The organism is Streptomyces sp. NBC_00513 (assembly GCF_041431415.1).
In the GTDB taxonomy this organism is placed as follows: domain Bacteria; phylum Actinomycetota; class Actinomycetes; order Streptomycetales; family Streptomycetaceae; genus Streptomyces.
In genome coordinates this window covers 5,767,916-5,786,187 of sequence record NZ_CP107845.1, presented here as the reverse complement: position 1 = coordinate 5,786,187, position 18,272 = coordinate 5,767,916, and the positions used below count along the sequence as shown (strand labels likewise).

15 protein-coding genes and 1 pseudogene are annotated in these 18,272 nt (G+C 71.1%); 5 read left to right on the top strand and 11 right to left on the bottom strand.

Annotated features, from left to right (window positions below; translation table 11 throughout):
* Nucleotides 1-63: 63 nt before the first annotated feature.
* A complete protein-coding gene (locus OHA84_RS26675; RefSeq protein ID WP_053676269.1) occupies nucleotides 64-1,311 on the bottom strand; it encodes a HAMP domain-containing sensor histidine kinase in 1,248 nt (415 codons plus the stop codon).
* Nucleotides 1,312-1,316: 5 nt separating this feature from the next.
* Nucleotides 1,317-1,970 carry a response regulator transcription factor gene (locus tag OHA84_RS26670; RefSeq protein ID WP_030008767.1) on the bottom strand — a complete coding sequence of 218 codons (654 nt, stop codon included), beginning with the start codon at nucleotides 1,968-1,970 and terminating at the stop codon, nucleotides 1,317-1,319.
* 251 nt (nucleotides 1,971-2,221) lie between these two features.
* Here OHA84_RS26670 and OHA84_RS26665 point away from each other — a divergent pair, with 251 nt between their 5' ends.
* Nucleotides 2,222-2,407 carry a hypothetical protein gene (locus OHA84_RS26665; protein WP_266969453.1) on the top strand — a complete coding sequence of 62 codons (186 nt, stop codon included), beginning with the start codon at nucleotides 2,222-2,224 and terminating at the stop codon, nucleotides 2,405-2,407.
* A gap of 93 nt (nucleotides 2,408-2,500) precedes the next feature.
* Here the strand turns inward: OHA84_RS26665 and OHA84_RS26660 are convergent, their stop codons facing one another.
* Complete coding sequence (locus tag OHA84_RS26660; protein ID WP_053676316.1) at nucleotides 2,501-3,304, bottom strand: inositol monophosphatase family protein; 804 nt, start codon at nucleotides 3,302-3,304, stop codon at nucleotides 2,501-2,503.
* Between the two features lie 20 nt (nucleotides 3,305-3,324).
* Nucleotides 3,325-4,485 (bottom strand): ferrochelatase, encoded by a 1,161-nt coding sequence (locus OHA84_RS26655; RefSeq protein ID WP_266969455.1) that lies wholly within the window; start codon nucleotides 4,483-4,485, stop codon nucleotides 3,325-3,327.
* 170 nt (nucleotides 4,486-4,655) lie between these two features.
* Here OHA84_RS26655 and OHA84_RS26650 point away from each other — a divergent pair, with 170 nt between their 5' ends.
* Both OHA84_RS26650 and OHA84_RS26645 read left to right on the top strand, forming a co-directional pair.
* On the top strand, nucleotides 4,656-5,927 hold the full coding sequence (locus OHA84_RS26650) for an MFS transporter (RefSeq protein WP_266950332.1): 1,272 nt from the start codon (nucleotides 4,656-4,658) through the stop codon (nucleotides 5,925-5,927).
* Complete coding sequence (locus OHA84_RS26645) at nucleotides 5,860-7,206, top strand: D-arabinono-1,4-lactone oxidase (RefSeq protein WP_266969457.1); 1,347 nt, start codon at nucleotides 5,860-5,862, stop codon at nucleotides 7,204-7,206. The genes OHA84_RS26650 and OHA84_RS26645 overlap by 68 nt, the downstream gene beginning before the upstream one ends.
* Nucleotides 7,207-7,213: 7 nt before the next feature.
* On the opposite strand, the gene OHA84_RS26640 is transcribed toward OHA84_RS26645, so the two are convergent.
* Nucleotides 7,214-8,077, bottom strand: coding sequence for a hypothetical protein (locus OHA84_RS26640; RefSeq protein WP_266969459.1), 864 nt, complete (start codon nucleotides 8,075-8,077; stop codon nucleotides 7,214-7,216).
* 538 nt (nucleotides 8,078-8,615) lie between these two features.
* Here OHA84_RS26640 and sepH point away from each other — a divergent pair.
* A complete protein-coding gene (sepH, locus tag OHA84_RS26635) occupies nucleotides 8,616-9,623 on the top strand; it encodes a septation protein SepH (RefSeq protein ID WP_053676274.1) in 1,008 nt (335 codons plus the stop codon).
* Between the two features lie 69 nt (nucleotides 9,624-9,692).
* On the opposite strand, the gene OHA84_RS26630 is transcribed toward sepH, so the two are convergent.
* On the bottom strand, nucleotides 9,693-10,535 hold the full coding sequence (locus OHA84_RS26630) for a sulfurtransferase (protein ID WP_266969461.1): 843 nt from the start codon (nucleotides 10,533-10,535) through the stop codon (nucleotides 9,693-9,695).
* A gap of 189 nt (nucleotides 10,536-10,724) precedes the next feature.
* On the opposite strand from OHA84_RS26630, the gene OHA84_RS26625 reads away from it, so the two are divergent.
* Entirely contained in the window at nucleotides 10,725-11,510 is a 786-nt protein-coding gene (locus tag OHA84_RS26625; protein ID WP_078998502.1) for a VOC family protein, read from the top strand.
* Nucleotides 11,511-11,542: 32 nt separating this feature from the next.
* Here OHA84_RS26625 and OHA84_RS26620 read toward each other — a convergent pair.
* The 5 genes and pseudogenes from OHA84_RS26620 to OHA84_RS26600 all read right to left on the bottom strand — a co-directional run bounded on the left by OHA84_RS26620 (nucleotide 11,543) and on the right by OHA84_RS26600 (nucleotide 18,197).
* A pseudogene (locus tag OHA84_RS26620) lies at nucleotides 11,543-12,138 on the bottom strand (thymidine kinase).
* 161 nt (nucleotides 12,139-12,299) lie between these two features.
* Nucleotides 12,300-12,569 carry a hypothetical protein gene (locus OHA84_RS26615; protein WP_053676276.1) on the bottom strand — a complete coding sequence of 90 codons (270 nt, stop codon included), beginning with the start codon at nucleotides 12,567-12,569 and terminating at the stop codon, nucleotides 12,300-12,302.
* Nucleotides 12,566-17,227 carry a putative T7SS-secreted protein gene (locus tag OHA84_RS26610; protein WP_266969463.1) on the bottom strand — a complete coding sequence of 1,554 codons (4,662 nt, stop codon included), beginning with the start codon at nucleotides 17,225-17,227 and terminating at the stop codon, nucleotides 12,566-12,568. The genes OHA84_RS26615 and OHA84_RS26610 overlap by 4 nt, the downstream gene beginning before the upstream one ends.
* Entirely contained in the window at nucleotides 17,227-17,790 is a 564-nt protein-coding gene (locus OHA84_RS26605) for a hypothetical protein (RefSeq protein ID WP_266969465.1), read from the bottom strand. Before OHA84_RS26605 ends, OHA84_RS26610 begins: the two co-directional genes overlap by 1 nt.
* On the bottom strand, nucleotides 17,790-18,197 hold the full coding sequence (locus tag OHA84_RS26600; protein WP_266969467.1) for an SseB family protein: 408 nt from the start codon (nucleotides 18,195-18,197) through the stop codon (nucleotides 17,790-17,792). The genes OHA84_RS26605 and OHA84_RS26600 overlap by 1 nt, the downstream gene beginning before the upstream one ends.
* Between the last annotated feature and the right edge of the window lie 75 nt (nucleotides 18,198-18,272).

Below are 18,272 nucleotides of genomic sequence, written 5' to 3'. Positions count from 1 at the left end.
CACAGGCCCCCTGGCCACGACCATTGTCCCGTTCAGCCAACAGCGAACACACGGGACCGCAGGTCACAGGGGCAACGTGACACGCATCACGAGGCCACCGCCCTCGCGGGGCGTCGCCTGGATGCGGCCGCCGTGTGCGCGGGCCACGGAGCGCGCGATCGAGAGACCGAGCCCCACACCCTTGTCACTGCCCGTTCGTTCGGTACGCAGCCGCCTGAAGGGCTCGAAGAGGTTCTCCACCTCGTACGCGGGAACAACGGGACCCGTGTTCGATACGAGCAGCACCGCGTGACCGTGCTGGACCTCGGTGGTGACCTCCACCCAGCCGCCCTCCGCGACGTTGTACCGGACGCCGTTCTGCACCAGGTTGAGGGCGATCCGCTCCAGCAGCACGCCGTTGCCCTGGACGACAGCCAGGGCACGTTCGCCGCGGATCTCCACGCCCTTGGCACCGGCCTCGCCGCGCGCCTGGTCGATGGCCCGCGAGGCGACCTCGGCCAGGTCCACGGGCTTGCGTTCGATTATCTGGTTGTCGCTCCTGGCCAGCAGGAGCAGGCCTTCGACGAGCTGCTCGCTGCGCTCGTTGGTGGCGAGCAGCGTCTTGCCGAGCTGCTGGAGCTCCACCGGGGCCCCCGGGTCGGAGAGGTGCACCTCCAGGAGCGTCCTGTTGATCGCGAGCGGCGTCCGCAGCTCGTGCGAGGCGTTGGCCACGAACCGCTGCTGGGCCGTGAAGGCCCGCTCCAGCCGGTCGAGCATCTCGTCGAAGGTGTCGGCCAGCTCCTTGAGCTCGTCGTCCGGCCCGTCCAGCTCGATCCGCCGGGTCAGGTCGGAGCCGACCACCCGACGGGCGGTACGGGTGATCTTCCCCAGCGGCGAGAGCACCCGGCCGGCCATCGCGTAGCCGAAGGCGAAGGCGATGATGCTGAGGCCCAGCAGGGCCATCAGCGACCGGCTGAGCAGGTCGTCCAGTGCGTGCCTGCGCTGTTCCAGGACGCAGGCGTTGATGGCGGCGTTGAACTGGTCGAGCGGCTGACCCTTGCCGGCCACCCCGGGGCAGGTGTTGCTGATGACCGTGACGTCGGTCCCGTCCACGATCTTGAAGGGCGTGCCGTTGCCCTCGCGCAGCGCCTGCGCCGCCAGCAGGTAGATAATCGACAGCAGCAGGATGCCCGCGATCAGGAACATCCCGCCGTACAGCAGGGTGAGCCGTATCCGGATCGTCGGCCGCAGCCAAGGGAAGGGACCCTCGGGCGGTCCGGGGTCCCAGGTGGGTTTCGGTGGCGCCGCGGGCGGCGCCGGTGTCGCTGCCATCCCCGTCAGATCCGGTATCCGGAGCCCGGCACGGTGACGATCACGGGCGGCTCGCCGAGCTTGCGCCGCAGGGTCATGACGGTCACCCGGACCACGTTGGTGAAGGGGTCGGTGTTCTCGTCCCAGGCCTTCTCCAGCAGCTGCTCGGCGGAGACCACCGTGCCCTCGCTGCGCATGAGGACCTCCAGCACCGCGAACTCCTTCGGCGCCAGCTGCACCTCCTTGCCCTCGCGGAAGACCTCGCGGCGGTTCGGGTCCAGCTTGATGCCGGCCCGCTCCAGCACGGGCGGCAGGGCCACGGTCGTACGCCGCCCGAGCGCCCGCACCCGCGCGGTGAGCTCGGTGAAGGCGAAGGGCTTGGGCAGGTAGTCGTCCGCCCCGAGCTCCAGCCCCTCGACCCGGTCGCTCACGTCGCCGGAGGCGGTGAGCATCAGGACGCGGGTGGGCATGCCCAGCTCGACGATCTTGCGGCAGACGTCGTCGCCGTGCACGAGCGGGAGGTCCCGGTCGAGCACCACCACGTCGTAGTCGTTCACTCCGACGCGCTCAAGGGCCGCGGCGCCGTCGTACACGACGTCCACGGCCATGGCCTCCCGGCGCAGGCCGGTGGCCACCGCATCGGCGAGCAGCTGCTCGTCCTCGACGACGAGTACGCGCACGTCGTTTCCTTCCTTAGAGCCCAGACGGGCACACCTGTATTGCGTCGACCATCCTGCACGTTTCGGCGGTAAACCGGCTGTAAGGCGCCGCTCGGCCGCCTTCCCCCGGGTGGAAGTGGGGATTCCCCGGCCTCGCGAGGTTTCTGGGCCCGGGGTGCCGGGGAGGACGACTGCACACCCCGACCACTCCCTGACGGCGGATTGCCACGTGCTCACCCGTCGCCGACCCATGAAGAGGGGGCGCACCCACCATGGACGCATTCACCGCAGGCCTTCTGCAGCGCATCGAGGCCACCCAGTCCGACCTCAGCAAGGCCCGTGAGACGGGCGACGACCACCTCGCCGATGTGGAACAGGCGGAGTTGGAGGACCTCCAGCGCCTGGCCGCCGAACACGGGGTACCCGTGGAACACGGCGCATCCGTCACGGCCGCCTGATCCCACCCCGCCCCGGACCCCCGACCCCGGCCGCCCACAGGGCGCCCGGGGTCTTTCCGTGGCCCGGCCGCCGGACCGGGCCACGGACGGACCTCAGTCGCGCCAGGCCTCCGCCTCGTCCAGCAGTGGTTGCAGCGAGGCGAACACGGCCGGGGTGGCCGCCAGCGCCAGTTCGCCCGAGGCGGGCCGCCCCGGGCGGCCTCCGGTCAGCGCCCCCGCCTCGCGCGCGATCAACTCGCCCGCCGCCAGGTCCCAGGGGTTCAGCCCCCGCTCCCAGTACCCGTCCAGCCGCCCGGCGGCCACGTCGCACAGGTCCACGGCCGCCGAGCCGCCCCGCCGGATGTCCCGGACCAGCGGGATGATCCGCCGGGCGACCTCGGCCTGGTGCGCCCGCCGCGCCTGCACGTACGCGAATCCGGTCGCGATCAGCGCCTGGTCCAGCGGCGCCGGCGGCCGGCACGCGAGACGGGTGTCGCCCAGCCACGCCCCGTCCCCGAGCACCGCGTGGAACGTCTCCCCGCGCATCGGGGCCGCGACGACCCCGACCACGGTCTCGCCCCGGTACTCGGCGGCGACCGACACGGACCAGCTCGGCAGCCCGTACAGGTAGTTCACGGTGCCGTCGAGCGGGTCCACGACCCAGCGCACGCCGCTGGTCCCGGGGGTGTCCGCGCCCTCCTCGCCCAGCAGCCCGTCCTCGGGACGCCTGCGTCCGAGGATCTCGGTGATCAGCTTCTCCGCCGCGATGTCCATCTCGGTCACCACGTCGATCGGGCTGGACTTGGTCGCGGCCACCGCGAGGTCCGCCGGTCGCCCGTCGCGCAGCAGTTCACCCGCCCGCCGGGCCGCCTCCAGACCCACGTCGAGCAGCTCGGCCTTCAGTTCCGCGGAAATCATGGTCGTGCCACTCCCTGGGGTCAGGCGTACGGACTGTCCACGCCCGCGGCGGCGGGCCGCGGGGCCCGCGCCGGGCAACAGCCCGCCGCGCACAGATCATGACTCGGGCCGAGCAGCCCCAGCGCGCACCGTTCGACCGGCTCGCCGCGCTCGGCCACTGCCCGCTCCAGCAGCAGGTCGCGTACCGCCGCCGCGAACCGCGGGTCGGCGCCGACCGTCGCCGAGCGGGCGATCGGCAGGCCCAGTTCGGCGGCCTTGGCCGTGGCCTCCGTGTCGAGGTCGTAGAGGACCTCCATGTGGTCCGAGACGAACCCGATCGGCACCATCACGACCGCCGGGGTGTCCTCCGCGTGCAGGGCCTCCAGGTGGTCGCAGATGTCCGGCTCCAGCCACGGGATGTGCGGGGCGCCGCTGCGCGACTGGTAGACGAGGTCCCAGGGCAGTTCGGTGCCCGTCTCGGCGCGCACCGCGTCCGCGATCACCGTGGCCACGTCCAGGTGCTGGCGGACGTACGCACCGCCCTCGCCGTGCCCCTCCACCGGGCCGGAGGTGTCCGCCGAGGCGGTCGGGATCGAGTGCGTGGTGAACACCAGGCGCGCCCCGGCCCGCACGTCCCGCGGCAGCTCGGCCAGGGAGGCGAGCACCCCGTCGATCATCGGCTGCACGAACCCCGGGTGGTTGAAGTAGTGCCGCAGCTTGTCCACCCGAGGCAGCTCCTCCACCCCCTCCTCGGCCAACCGCGCCAAGGCGTCGGCGAGGTTCTCCCGGTACTGCCGGCAGCCCGAGTACGAGGCGTAGGCGCTGGTCGCGAGCACCGCGATCCGGCGGCGGCCGTCGGCGGCCATCTCGCGCAGCACGTCGGTGAGGTACGGAGCCCAGTTGCGGTTGCCCCAGTAGACCGGCAGGTCCAACCCGTGCTCCGCGAAGTCCTTGCGCAGGGCGTCCAGCAACGCGCGGTTCTGCCCGTTGATGGGGCTGACCCCGCCGAAACCGAAGTAGTGCTGCCCGACCTCCTTGAGCCGCTCGCGCGGGATGCCGCGCCCCCGCGTCACGTTCTCCAGGAACGGAACGACGTCGTCGGGGCCCTCGGGGCCGCCGAAGGAGAGCAACAGGAGGGCGTCGTAGGGGGCGGCGAGGCCCTCGGCCGCTCGGGGGGCGCAGGCACGGAGCTGGTCAGACATGCTCGAATCCTGCCACCCGCCGGCTCGGGCCGGGAAACGGACCCGGCGCGCCCGAGACCGAAGATCAAAGGTAAGGTCACCCTAACTTCCTGTCTGGATTTTCCCCATGCGGGCGCCTTGTCGGCGACCGTGACCTGTGGGGGCCACAGACGTCCCTTACGGAGCGCAACGTGCCCAGTCCCTACCGCGCGATCTTCGCGGCCCCCGGCACCAAGGGGTTCACGGCCGCCGGCCTCATCGGTCGGATGCCCCTGTCCATGGTCGGCATCGGCGTGCTGACGATGATCACCGAGCTCGGCGGCAGCTACGCCCTCGCGGGCGGGATCACGGCGACCATCGCGCTCTCGGCCGCCGCCGTGGGCCCCCAGGTGTCCCGGCTGGTGGACCAGTACGGACAACGGCGGGTGCTGCGCCCGGCGACGCTCGTCGCGGCGGGGGCCGTGACGGGCCTGCTGCTCTCGGCGGCGAACGAATGGCCCCGCTGGACCCTCTTCGTCTTCGCCGTCGTCGCGGGCTGCGTGCCCAGCGTCGGTTCGATGGTGCGCGCGCGGTGGACGGCGCTCTTCCGGGACACCCCGCAGCTGCACACCGCCTACTCGTTCGAGTCGATCCTCGACGAGCTGTGCTTCATCGTCGGTCCGCCGCTCGCCGCGACCTTGTCCGCGAGCTGGTTCCCGGAGGCCGGCCCGGTGGTCGCGCTCGTCTGCCTGCTGACGGGCGTGTGGTGGCTGACCGCGCTCACCGCCACCGAGCCCGCGCCCCATCCCCGTCACCCGCAGTCGGACCGGTCCTCGGCGCTGCGCTCCCCCGGCCTCCAGGTCCTGGTCGCCACCTTCGCGGCCACCGGCGCGATCTTCGGGTCCGTGGACGTGGCGACGCTGGCCTTCGCCGAGGAACACGGCAACAAGTCCCTCGGCGGGGTGTTCCTGGCGATCTGGGCCTTCGGATCCTGCCTCGCGGGCATCGTCTTCGGCCTGCTGCACTTCAAGGGCAAGGCCGAACCTCGATGGATGCTGGGCATCAGTGCGATGGCCGTGAGTATGATCCCCCTCCTACTGGCCGGGAACCTTCCGTTTCTGGCCGTGGCGCTCTTCGTCTCGGGCCTCGCCATCGCTCCCACGATGATCACCACGATGGCCCTGATCGAGGCGCACGTACCTCACGCGAAGCTGACCGAGGGCATGACCTGGATCAGCACCGGCCTCGCGGTCGGCATCGCGCTCGGGTCCTCCGTGGCCGGCTGGGTCGTCGACGCGGCCGGCGCGCGGACCGGGTACGTCGTCTCGCTCTCGGCGGGGGTGACCGCGGCAGCGGTGGCGTTCGCGGGATTCCGCCGGCTGACGAGGCCGGCGCAAGGGGAGGAGCCAGGCACCGATGGGGACGGCGACAGCAGGGCAGAGCGGGTACGCCGGGGCGGCGAGGACGCCGGGCACGTGGCGTAACTGGGCGGGGAACGTCAGTGCCACCCCCGCCCGCGTGGTGACCCCGACCTCGGTCGGGGAGCTTCAGGAGGCGGTCCGTCGGGCCGCCGAGGACGGGTTGAGGGTGAAGGCGGTCGGCACCGGCCACTCCTTCACGGCGGCCGCCGCCACCGACGGCGTGCTGATCCGTCCGCAGTCCCTGGCCGGCATCCGGTCGGTGGACCGCGCGGCCGGGACCGTCACGGTGGCGGCGGGGACGGTCCTCAAGGACCTCAACCAGGCCCTGGCCAGGGAGGGCCTGTCGCTCACCAACATGGGCGACATCATGGAGCAGACGATCTCCGGCGCCACCAGCACCGGCACCCACGGCACCGGCCGCGACTCGGCCTCCCTCTCCGCGCAGATCCGCGGGTTGGAGCTGGTCACGGCCGACGGCAGGCTGCTGGCGTGCTCGGAGAAGGAGAACCCGGAGGTCTTCGCGGCGGCCCGGCTCGGCATCGGCGCGCTCGGCATCCTCACCTCGGTCACCCTCGCCGTGGAGCCGATCTTCTTCCTGACCGCCCGTGAGGAGCCGATGTCCTTCGACCGGGTGACGGCCGAGTTCGACGAGCACTTCGCGGAGAACGAGCACTTCGAGTTCTACTGGTTCCCGCACACCGGGAACTGCAACACCAAGCGGAACAACCGCAGCCAGGGGCCGGCCGCCCCGCCCGGGGCGGTGAGCGCGTGGGTGGAGGACGAACTGTTGTCCAACGGCCTCTTCCAGGCCGTCAACTCGCTGGGGCGCGCCGTCCCGGCGACCGTCCCCGGCATCGCCCGGATCGCCAGCCGCGCCCTGTCGGCGCGCACCTACACGGACATCCCGTACAAGGTGTTCACCAGCCCGCGCCGGGTCCGGTTCGTGGAGATGGAGTACGCGCTTCCCCGTGAGCGCGTCGTGGAGGCGCTGCGCGAGTTGAAGGCGATGGTCGACGGATCCGACCTGCGCGTCAGCTTCCCGGTGGAGGTCCGCACCGCGCCGGCCGACGACGTCACCCTGTCCACGGCGTCGGGTCGGGAGACGGCCTACGTGGCGGTCCACATGTACAAGGGCACCCCGTACCAGGCCTACTTCACGGCGGCGGAGCGCATCTTCACCGCGCACGGCGGACGGCCGCACTGGGGCAAGGTGCACACGCGGGACGCGGAGTACCTCGCCGGGGTGTACCCGCGCTTCGCCGAGTTCACGGGGCTGCGGGACCGGCTGGACCCGGACCGGCTGTTCGGCAACGACTACCTGCGGCGCGTGCTCGGGAGCTGACCCCGGTTCAGGAGGGGCTCGGCGCGGGTCCGGTACCGGTGCCCGTCCCGTCGGAACCGGAGCCCGATCCGGAACCGGACCCCGAACCACCGGTCGACTTCCCCGGAGTCGGGGTCGGGGTCGGAGTGGGCGTCGGGGTCGGGTCGGGCTTCGGCGGCGTCGGGTCCGGGCTCGACTCCCCGGAACGTGAGGGCGTGGGGTCCGGTCCGGGGCTTTCGCCGCCCGGGGAGGTCGAGGGGTCCGGGGAGTCCTTCCCGGACCCCGGGCTCTCGCCGCCCTTGCCGTCCCGCCCGCCCTTGCCGCCGTCGCCGTCGTCGGTGCCCCGACCGGGATCCTCCCGCGGCGCGCTCGGCTTGTGGTCGGCGGCCTTGCGGGTGCCCCCGGACAGGATGGTGCCGCCACCCTGGCTGACGGAGGTGCCGGCGATCGCCTCGTAGGTGCCGAGTCCGCCGAGCGCGATGGCGAAGGCGGCTCCGGAGGCGACGGCTGTTCGCTTCCAGCCCCGTACCCGGGTGCCGTGCACGGTCGCGTCGCCGAACTCCTCGGAGGGCAGGGCCGCACCCGGCAGCAGCGAGCCGTCCGCCGCCTGGTCCTTGTGCACCACGGGCACCTGACGGGCCTTGGGGCGGGCGGTCTCGCGCAGCTGGTCGCCGGTTCGTCGGAACAGGTGCTGGACGACGGGCCCTCCCGCGGTGGCGACCACGCTCACCACGCCGGCTCCGAGGATCGTGCCGTAGACCCCCATCTGTGAGGCGAGCAGGGCAGCCGCGACGGTGGCGGTGGAGGTGCCCGCGATCTGCGCCACGCTCAGATCGAGCTTCTTCTTCTCCGGTTCCGCGTCCACCGTGTCCCGCGTCGTCTTCTGACCCATCGCCATCCCCTGCGTGCCCTGCCTCTCGCGCTTCTCCTCTTCCAGCAGTTACTGACACCTGAGCGAAACGGAAAGTTCCATTTCGGGGGATTCTGTGAAGCAAGACACCCTCAAACCGACCGGGGCGCAGGTCCGGCCGGATACCGACCGCATTCAGGGCAGCTCAACTCCCGCCGCCCGAGACAAGTTCGGCGGCGCGGCGGTCCACCTGCGTGGCCCGAATGGAGTACTGTGGCGAGCCCTGGGGCCGTCCTTCCTTTCGGATGTCCGGACTCGGGAGAGGGGGCCGGACAATGGAGAAACGGCACTCGAGACCGGCGATGCCGCGGTGTTGCACGGGTTCCTGCTGCGCACAGTAATCGTTCGGTCACTGTGCGTACCCAACAGGTAACCGTGCCATAACGGCGATCAAGGGCGCATGCCCGACACGCCGGTTTAACTCGGCAAGGTTGTGGCAGGCTGCACCCGGGCAGGCCACACTCGACTAGCGGAAGCAGCGACGCACGTGACGTCGGCAGGCACCACCCGGGAGGTCCCCATGCCCGAACTGCGTGTCGTGGCCGTCTCCAATGACGGCACACGACTGGTGCTCAAGGCTGCGGACAGCACGGAGTACACGCTTCCGATCGACGAGCGTCTCCGGGCCGCCGTACGCAACGACCGTGCGCGCCTGAACCAGATCGAGATCGAGGTGGAGAGCCATCTCCGCCCTCGCGACATCCAGGCCCGCATACGAGCCGGCGCCTCCGCGGAGGAGGTCGCTCAACTCGCGGGCATCCCCGTCGACCGGGTGCGCCGGTTCGAGGGCCCCGTGCTCGCGGAGCGCGCGTTCATGGCGGAACGCGCCCGCAAGACTCCCGTGCGCCGCCCCGGCGAGAACACCGGTCCCCAGCTCGGCGAGGCCGTCCAGGAACGGCTGACGCTGCGCGGGGCCGACAAGGAGTCCGTGCAATGGGACTCCTGGCGCCGCGACGACGGCACCTGGGAGGTCCTGCTGGTCTACCGGGTCGCGGGCGAACCGCACTCGGCGAGCTGGACGTACGACCCGCCCCGCCGACTCGTCGTGGCCGTGGACGACGAGGCCCGCTCCCTGATCGGCGAATCGGACGACCTGCCCGCGACACCCGAGCCGAGCTTCCCGTTCGTGCCGAGGATCGCGCGGCTGCCCCGCGACCGGCCGCTCGACCGCGCACTCGACCGCCAGATGGAACGCCCCGCCCCGCCGCCGGAACCGGAGGAGGAGCGGGACACCTTGACCAGCCTGCTGGAAGCCGTGCCCAGCTTCCGCGGCGACATGGTGGTTCCGGAACGCGTCGACCTGCCGGCCGAGGAGCCGGAGGCCGAGGAGGCTCCGGCCGCCTCCGCGGGAGCCGGCAGCGCGTACGCCGACGTCCTGATGCCGCGCACCGTGGCGGGCCACCGCGACCGGTTGACCGGCACCACCGACCGGCAGGCCGAGGCGGACGGCGTCCGCCCGGGCCGGCGCGCCGCGGTGCCGAGCTGGGACGAGATCGTCTTCGGCACCCGGCGCAAAAAGCAGGAATAGCGGGAACACCCGTATGAGAGGGTCGGGGGCGCGGCATGCGCGGCGCTCCCGACCTTCGGTGTGCCCGCTCTACGGCGTCGGGCCCGTGGCGACCGGGCGGGCCGGGTCCGAGGACCAGTCCGACCAGCTGCCCGCGTACAGCGCGGACGGGATGCCCGCGACGTCCAGGGCCAGCACCTCGTGCGCGCCGGAGACCCCCGAGCCGCAGTAGACCGCGACCGGGGCCTGGCCCGCGGCGCCGAGCGCCTCGAACCGTGCGCGCAGGGACGCCGCCGGCAGGAAGCGTCCGCCCGCGTCCACGTTCTCCGAGGTCGGAGCGGACACCGCCCCCGGTACGTGGCCGCCGACCCGGTCGATCGGCTCGACCTCGCCCCGGTACCGCTCCCCCGCCCTGGCGTCCAGGAGGACACCCGAACGGGCCAGCGCGGCCGCCCCGTCCGCGTCGAGGACCTCCAGCGCGCCCGGGTTTGGCTTGAAATCACCCTTGGCGGGGGTGGGTGTGTCGGTCGTCACCGCGCCCCCGGCCGCCGTCCAGGCCTTCAGACCCCCGTCCAGGACCCGAACGTCCGTGTGCCCCGTCCAGCGCAGCAGCCACCACGCCCGGGCGGCGGCCCATCCCTGCCCGCCGTCGTACGCGACCACCGGCACGCCGGCGCGGACCCCGGCCCGGCGCATCACCGCGCCGAACGCCTCGGGGTCCGGCAGCGGATGGCGCCCGCCAAGTCCCGTCGCGCTCACGGGACCTGCCAGTTCGTGGTCCAGGTCCACGTACACGGCACCCGGCAGGTGCCGTGCCTCGTACGCGGGCCGCTGGTCGGGGCCGCCCAGTTGCCAGCGGACGTCCAGGAGCACCGGTGGGGTACTTCCGGTCATTTCGCTCATCAGTTCGGAAGCCGAAAGGATCGCAGTCATGGGGCACATCTTCCTCCCCACCCCGGCACCCCCCGTAACAAGCCGGACATCAACGCGCCGCGACGGGCCGCATTGATTCGGTCATCTCTCCTCCGCTCCCGGGAAACGCGGCCCGGTCGAGGCGCGCCGAACCCCTCGGAGTGGAAGCATCACTTCGAGGACAGGCCCACGACTGAGGAGACGGCTGACATGACCGAGGCAGCGAAGGCAACCAGGCGTGAGCCCGGTACACCGTGCTGGGTGAGCCTGATGGTGCACGGCCTCGGCCCCACCGAGGAGTTCTACGCCGACCTCTTCGGCTGGGACTACCAACCGGGCCCGGAGCAGTTGGGCCCCTATGTCAGAGCGGTGCTCGACGGCCGAGAGGTGGCCGGCGTCGGCGAGATGCCCCCGGACCGGGACCTCCCGGTCGCCTGGACCACGTACCTCGCCACGGACGACGCCGACGCCACGGCCGAGGCGATCCGCGCCTGCGGAGGCACGGTCGCGGTGGGCCCGCTGGACGCCGGCGTCGCGGGCCGGGTGGCGATCTGCTCCGACCCGCTCGGCGCCATCTTCGGCATCTGGCAAGCGGGCAGCCACCTCGGCACCGCGCTGCACGGTTCCCCCGGCACCCCGGTCTGGAACGAGTTGGTCACGCAGGACACCACGACGGTCGGCAAGTTCTACGAGCACGTCTTCGGCCACGAGGCCCGCCAACACCCCGACGCGACCGACGACTTCGACTACCTGACCCTGCGCCTGGACGGACGCCCGGTCGCCGCCGTGCACGGGGTGGGCCGCTCGCTGCCGCACGATCGCGGGCCGCACTGGATGACGTACTTCGAGGTCGAGGACACCGACGCGGCCGCGGCCCGGGTGATCGACCTCGGCGGGCACGTCGTCCAACCGCCCCGCGAGGGCTTCAACGGCCGGCTGGCCACCGTCGCGGACCCGGAGGGGGCGATCTTCACCCTGGTGCACTCCCGGAACTGACCCTCGTCGCGCCGGCGTTCGCGACGCGCCGCTCAGGCGTGGTTGACCGGGAGGACGTCCGGGGAGAGGGCGCCGGCGTGGGCCCCGGCGGAGGTCATGTGGCGGCGGTGGTGGCGGCAGAGGACCTCGTAGCCGATCTCCTCGGCCGGGCGGTTCACGTCGCCGACCACGACCTGCTCGCCCTCCACGACCATGACGCCCCCCACCGTGCGGGCGTTGTGGGTGGCGCGGGCGCCGCACCAGCACAGGGCCTCGACCTGGAGCTGCTCGATCCGGTCGGCCGGCTCGATGAGGCGCTGCGAGCCGGGGAAGAGCTTGGTGCGGAAGTCGGTGGTGATGCCGAAGGCGAAGACGTCCATGCCGAGGTCGTCCACGATCCGGGCCGGCTGGTCGATCTGGTCGGGCTCCAGGAACTGGGCCTCGTCCACGATCACGTAGTCCGCCCGGCCCCCTGGGACAACTGGGCCACCAGGTACGCGTAGAGGTCCATGCCCTCGCCGGCCTCGACCGCCTCCGTGACCAGACCCAGCCGCGAGGACAACTTGCCCTCGCCCGCCCGGTCGTCACGCCTGAAGATCACGCCTTGGAGCCCCCGGGCGGAGCGGTTGTGCCCGATCTGGAGCGCCAGTGTGCTCTTACGGGACCATCCACCACCTCACGCCAGGTTTCAGCGCGACCGAGGCAGTCAGGCCTGGCGATCCGCGAGAGGGTCACCAACGTCAGGCACTGCCGCCCACCCGCGTCGTGTGCACACGGCAACCCGTGGGGCGACGTGGCACCGCTGCCGTTTCAGGCGTCGCCTCTCAGCCGCCGGGCGATGTCGATGTCGTTCTGGAGTGCGCTGAGACGGGGAAACGGCTCGCGGGTGGCGTCCAGCACGCAGACGTGGAGCTTGTCGCCGGCCTGCGGTGGCGCCACGTTCTCGTCCCGCCAAGACGGGTGCTTCACCTGGTCGATGAATCCGAAGAGGCCGGCGGATCCATCCACTTCCACCTTCGCGCCCACGGGAGCGACCGCGACGACCGTGACGTCGAGTTCTTGATGGTCACGGAACCTCAATTGGGCCCTCCAAAGATTTTGACCCAGCTGCGGTTCTGGGTGAGCTCGTTGAACCGGTCGAGCTTGTCCACCGGGATCTCGAACTCGATCCGCGGCGCGCCGTTCGGCCCGTTCCTGTCGTGGATCTTCGCGTGGTCGGCGAACTCCTCGAGGAATGACGGGTGCATTTCGTACTTCACCATTCCCTTCGCGAAGTTCGCTCCCGTCGGTCCGGCGTACTCCGCAGCCACCGCCCGTTCGCCGAAGTAGATCTTGCCGTCCGAGATGATACCGCCGCCGATGTCCACCCCGGGCTGATGGTTGGCCGGGTTCGGCCCGTGGTCGAGCTCGTACTGCGCGTGGGCCCCCTTCGGTGTGCGGTAGATCGGAAAGTAGTCCGGTGCCAGGCCCAGGTAGTCCGTCCACGCGTGCGGATTCGTCACGTAGGTGGAGGGGTTCGGCGCCGGGGTGAGGCCGAGGGGGTCCGGGGTGAGGTAGCGGGCGTTCTCGGGGTCGTAGTGGCGGAAGTAGTTGTAATGGAGGCCGGTCTCCGGGTCGGCGTACTGACCCGGAAAGCGGAGAGGCGTATAGGCAGTGCTTTTCGCAGCCCACGTGGTGATGCCCCACAGCGTGGAACGTTCGTGCCACGCCACGTTGCCGGACTCGTCGATGAGCTCGGTGGGGGTGCCCACCAGGTCGGTGACGATCGCGAAGAACCGGGAGTCGATTTCTTCCCGGGAGGCGTCGAGAATGCGTTCCGTCTGGGCTATCGGCCGAATGCCCTGGTGGTCCCAGGTGATGGCGACCAAGTGAGGTAGATCGTTCGAGCTACTGGTCTGCTCGCACAGGGTGTTCCCGTCCCAGGTGAAGTCGATCCGCTCGGTAACGGTCCGGCCGTCCTCGGCCAGGCGAAGCTTCGCCGTGCGGCGGCCGAGGGGGTCGTAGCGGTAGCGCCACACAGTGCCGTCCGGAGTGGTGGCGGAGAGGAGGCGGTCCTCGACGTCCCACTCGTAGCGCCAGATGTCCGGCTTGCGGGACGGACGCGTCTTGCGCCGCACGGTGACTCGGCCGAGCCCGTCGTGCTCATAGCGCACGGCTCCCGCGCGGACGATACGGTTCTTCTCGTAGGCGCGCACGCCGTTGGCCACATGGCTGGCGTGGCCCGTCTGCCACGACGCGAAGGTCTGGTTCCCGGCCTGGTCGTAGGCGTAGCTCTCGGTCCAATCGGCTGCCCGGACCGCGGTGACCCGACCGACAGGATCTAGCTCGTACTCCTGCCGGCCGCTGCCGGCGTCATCGACCGCGGTGAGGTGGCCGTCCGCCCGGTAGGTGTAGCTGCGGTGCCGCACCCGGGCCCCGCCCGAGCCGATGACCGTCTGGTCTGTGAGGCGCCCCACAGGATCGAAGACGTGGCTCAGGACGACGTCGTCGCCGACGCGGCGCGTCACCTCACGGCCCGCGGCGTCGTACGCGAAACCGAGAGAGCGGCCGGAGGCCGTCATGGTTGTGCGGCGGCCCGCGCCGTCGTAGCTCCACGTGGCCGTCACACCGGTCGGCGTGGTGCGGCCGGTCCGGCGGCCCAGCTCGTCGTAGGTGTAGGTGAGGGCGCGTCCGTCGACGGTCTCCGACTGCACGCGACCCTCGTGGTCCCGCAGCAGGGTGACGGTCGTTCCGTCGGGGCCTTGGGAGTGGGCGAGCTGGTCGGTGAGGTCGTAGGCGTAGGTGGTGACGTTGCCGTCGGCATCCTTGCGAACGATCTGGTCGAGTGCGTTGCGCTCGAATGCGGTGGTCTGGCCCAGTGCGTTCGTGCGGGAGACGAGGCTGCCGGTGGGCCCGTGTACGTAGGTGATCGTGCGACCGTCGAAGTCGGTCTCTGACGTCAGACGTCCCGCGGGGTCGTACGCGTAGTTCCAGGTCAGGCCCTCGGGGCTGGTCACCTCGGTAAGGCGCAGTTCGGCGTCGTGCCCGAAGGCGTAGCGGACGCCGTCAGGGCCCGTGCGGGCAGTGAGGACGTCGAATTCGGTGTACTCGAACCGGGTGACCCCGCCGAGCCGGTCGGTGTGGCTGGTGCAGTTGCCCTCACCGTCCCAGGTCCAGCTCTCGACGGCTCCGTCCGCGTGGACGCGGAGGGCCGGCCGGCCCTCGACCGTCCACTCCAGGTGCGTGGTGGCGCCTGTCGGGTCGGTGACGGCGGTGGGGCGGCCGAAGGCGTCCCGCTCGAAGCGGGTGGTGGAACCGAGCGGATCGGTGACTTCGGCGGGGAGACCGACCCGGTCGCAGCGAATGGCGGTCGTGCCGCCCTGGGGGTCGGTGACCGAGGTGAGGCCGCCCGCCTCGTCGTAGGTGAAGCGGGTGACCCTGCCGAGGGAGTCGGTGGCCGATGTTCGGTTGCCCCGCTCGTCGTAGGCGTACCGGACCACATGACCGTCGACCCTTTTGACCTGGACAGGTTGGCCGAACTCGTTGTGGCGGGCCGTGCTCTCACGCCCGTCGGCGCGTGTCACGGAGACGAGGTTGCCGTCGTCGTCGTGGCGATGGGAGGTGGTGCGGCCGAGCGGATCCGTCTGTGCGAGCAGACGGCTGCGGCCGTCGCGCACGTAGCGCGTGGTGTTGCCGAGGGGATCGGTGTCGGCCACGATCTTGTACGTGTCGTCAACGAGGTAGCGGCGAGTGTGCCCTTCACCCGTGACGGTCTCGGTCACGCGGTGGCCCGTCGCCTCGTCCAGGGCGTCGTAGGCCAGGCGCAGCACCATGTGTCCCTCGCCGCCGCCCTCCGCGACGCAACGGTTCTGCTCGTCGTAGGTGTAGGCATAGGAGCGGTTGTTCGTGTCGGTCCAGGACGTGATGCGGCCGCGGTCGTCATAGGTGAAGCGGAGCGGCAGGCCGGAGGAGTTGACGACCTCCGTGAGATCTCCGGCTGTGTAGCCGTAGGCGAGGATGCGCGGGCCGCCGTCGAGGTGGAGGGCGGTGATGCGGCCGTCGGCGGTGTCGAAGCGAAGGCGGTATCCGCCGGAGTGGGCCATGCCGAGCGGGGTGCCGTGAGCGTCGAACTCGAAGGTGATGAGGTTGTCGTTGCGGTCCTCCAACTGGGCGATCGGCGCGATGCCGTCGCCGTCCGGGTCCCCGGCGGGCGGGGTGAAGCGGCGGACCTGGCCGGCGGCTGGGTCGGTGAGTGTCCAGTCGCCGTCCGGAGTGCGTTCGAGGGGGTGGCGGGGCGCGGAGGCGGATACCGGCAGGACCGGGACGCCCGGGGCGGCATGCGGGTAGGCGACGATCAGGCCGTCCTCGGTGACCAGGACGACGCCCTCGGGGTCGACCTCCAGGTGCTGGTCGATGCTCGACGCCCAGGTCGGCCCGAACCAGCGCCCGGCGGTGTACCCCGATTCCGCGCGCCGGACGAAGGCCAGCGGCAGCGTTCCGGGCAGCACGATGTCGGTCTGCGGGAGGAACATCCGGCCGGTGGCCAGGTCGATCGGGTCGGTGTTGTCGTACCGCTTCGCCGCATCGGGCGTTTCCCTCACATGGGGGCCGTCCTTGTCGAGGCCGGTGCGGCCGGGGCCCTTGAGGTCGTCGGCGTGCTTGGCGGCCGAGCCGACCTTCTTCAGCGCCCCGAGCCCCTTGGATCCGACGAGTTCCGGAATCATCTTCCCGATGCCCTCGGAAGGATCCTTCATGAACTCATCAAGCATCTGCTTGCCCGCACCCAGCGGGTCGTTGGCCATCGTGACCAGGCCCGCGGCCGTCGAGTTCAGGTTCGTCAGGTACTCGGCCGGATGCGTCAGGTTGTACGGATCCGTCGGGTTCAGCGCCCGCGCGAAGTTCACGATCCCGGCCGTGCCCTTGATGACACCACCCGCCAGGTGCGTCTGGGCAAGGTCCAGGTAATCCATCCCGTCGCCGAGCTGCTTGGCGTACGAGGGCTTAGGCGGAGCCGCGTCCCGCGCCGCCCGCACCGCGGTACGCACGGTCTCCGCGACGTCGTTGCGCTGCTTGCGGGCCGTCTCGAGCTTGTCCTGCGCGGCCGTTGCCAGCGCGACGCCCGGATCGGTGAAGTCCTCGGACGGGCGCGGCGGCAGCGTGTCCTTCTTCGCCTTCAACGCGTCGTTGTAAGTCTTGACCAGCTTGTTGTGGGCGTTGCGGGCGTCGGTGGAAACCTTCTTCGCGTTGTTGTACTCCTCCAACGCCTCCTTCGCCTGGCCCTGCGCCCACTCCACCGTCTCCGCGAAACGACCCATCGCCTCGGAGGCCTTCCCGAAGGCCTCCGCCGCCTTGAACCAGCGCGGCGGCTCCTTCGCCACCGACTCGCGGAAGGCGTCCGCCGCCTTGCCCTTGAGCCCGTCCGGCTCCCCCATCCCCTTCAGACCGTTGCCGACCTTGTCGAAGGAGGCCTTGAAGTCGTTCAGGTGCGAAACCTGCGCCCGGATCTTCGAGACACTGCCGTAAACCAGCTTGCTCGGGTCCTCGGTCTGGCCCAGCTCCAGCTCCGCCACGTCCGCACCGAGCTGGTTGGCGGCCGAGCGGCTCTTGTCACGGATCCAGTCACCCGCGTCGTCCAGACCGACGTCCTCGGCAAGATCGGCCGTCTTGTCACCGGCCCACTCGACCGCGTCGCCGACCTTCTCCGCGCCCTTCTCAACACCATCCTCGATGACGTCCGGCACGAAATCCCGCCAGCCCATCAGCGACCGCCCCCGTCACGCTCCGCCTGCTCCAACAGGTCCTTCAGCGAACCGATCTTCCCGGTGGAGGTGAGCTGGTCCCCGGTGTCCGACCAGGTCTTCTCGATGTCCTCAGCACTCTTCTGGAAGGACTCCGGGCTGTAATCGGGCTTGTAGGCATCCGCGGAGAAGATGTCGCCCCAGGACTTCTGCTCGATCTCGTCCTCGGAGGCGTGCGGATTGCCGTACGCGGCGTTCGCCACGACCTTGAACGAGCCCTGGAGGTACTGCTCCTCCTCCCACACCGTCCCCGCCGCGATCCCCAACGACTGCGCGAGGGTGCTCGCGTTCTGCACCAGACTCCGCACACCCCACTCCCAGCGCTCGCAGAAATCCTCGAAGTCCGTCGCCAGACCCGCGTGCCCGGCCTCCATCCCCGTCATCGACAGATTCTCGAACCCCGCACCCTGCGAAGCACCGGCCGCGTCCCCCGACTCCCGCAACTCCCCGATCGCCGCCCGCAGACCGTCCTGGATGTTCTTGACCGCCGTCGGCGAGACCTCCAGGTCCCCGTCACCCGCCATCAGGCCACCGCCCCGGCCGCCAGGTCCACCGCACTGGCATCGGGCACGATCCCCGCGACCGGCGGGAAGAACATCGACCCGTCCACGTCCGCCACGTTCAGCACCACACCCGCCGGACCGCCCGCCGCCGGAACCACCGCATCGACCAGACGCGCACCCAGCACCGAGAGGAACTCCCACTCCCGGCCGGCCTCCGCCTCACCGCGCGCCGCCGCGAACCGGGCCAGCGCCTCCTCGTCCGTGAACGCGTAGATCCACCGGATGCCGCCCGACACCGCCGACATCAGACCGCCCTCCGGCCCGTCCGCGAGCGGCACCAGCAGGACAGCCCGCCGGAACTCCCCCACCAGGCGTGCCGGATCACCCGATCCGTCCCGTATCGCCGCGATCTCTGAGGTCAGTTCCATGGGCTACGTCCCCTCCAGCGCCGGTCAGCGTCCTGGAGGAGCACGCTATCGGGAACCCCACCGGTTCCCTCAGGC

Coding starts and splice junctions, on each gene's coding strand:
- OHA84_RS26675 (WP_053676269.1), bottom strand. CDS start 1,311: ATGGCAGCGACACCGGCGCCGCCCGCGGCGCCACCGAAACCCACCTGG.
- OHA84_RS26665 (WP_266969453.1), top strand. CDS start 2,222: ATGGACGCATTCACCGCAGGCCTTCTGCAGCGCATCGAGGCCACCCAG.
- OHA84_RS26660 (WP_053676316.1), bottom strand. CDS start 3,304: ATGATTTCCGCGGAACTGAAGGCCGAGCTGCTCGACGTGGGTCTGGAG.
- OHA84_RS26655 (WP_266969455.1), bottom strand. CDS start 4,485: ATGTCTGACCAGCTCCGTGCCTGCGCCCCCCGAGCGGCCGAGGGCCTC.
- OHA84_RS26645 (WP_266969457.1), top strand. CDS start 5,860: ATGGGGACGGCGACAGCAGGGCAGAGCGGGTACGCCGGGGCGGCGAGG.
- OHA84_RS26640 (WP_266969459.1), bottom strand. CDS start 8,077: ATGGGTCAGAAGACGACGCGGGACACGGTGGACGCGGAACCGGAGAAG.
- sepH (WP_053676274.1), top strand. CDS start 8,616: ATGCCCGAACTGCGTGTCGTGGCCGTCTCCAATGACGGCACACGACTG.
- OHA84_RS26630 (WP_266969461.1), bottom strand. CDS start 10,535: ATGACTGCGATCCTTTCGGCTTCCGAACTGATGAGCGAAATGACCGGA.
- OHA84_RS26625 (WP_078998502.1), top strand. CDS start 10,725: ATGACCGAGGCAGCGAAGGCAACCAGGCGTGAGCCCGGTACACCGTGC.
- OHA84_RS26610 (WP_266969463.1), bottom strand. CDS start 17,227: ATGGGCTGGCGGGATTTCGTGCCGGACGTCATCGAGGATGGTGTTGAG.
- OHA84_RS26605 (WP_266969465.1), bottom strand. CDS start 17,790: ATGGCGGGTGACGGGGACCTGGAGGTCTCGCCGACGGCGGTCAAGAAC.
- OHA84_RS26600 (WP_266969467.1), bottom strand. CDS start 18,197: ATGGAACTGACCTCAGAGATCGCGGCGATACGGGACGGATCGGGTGAT.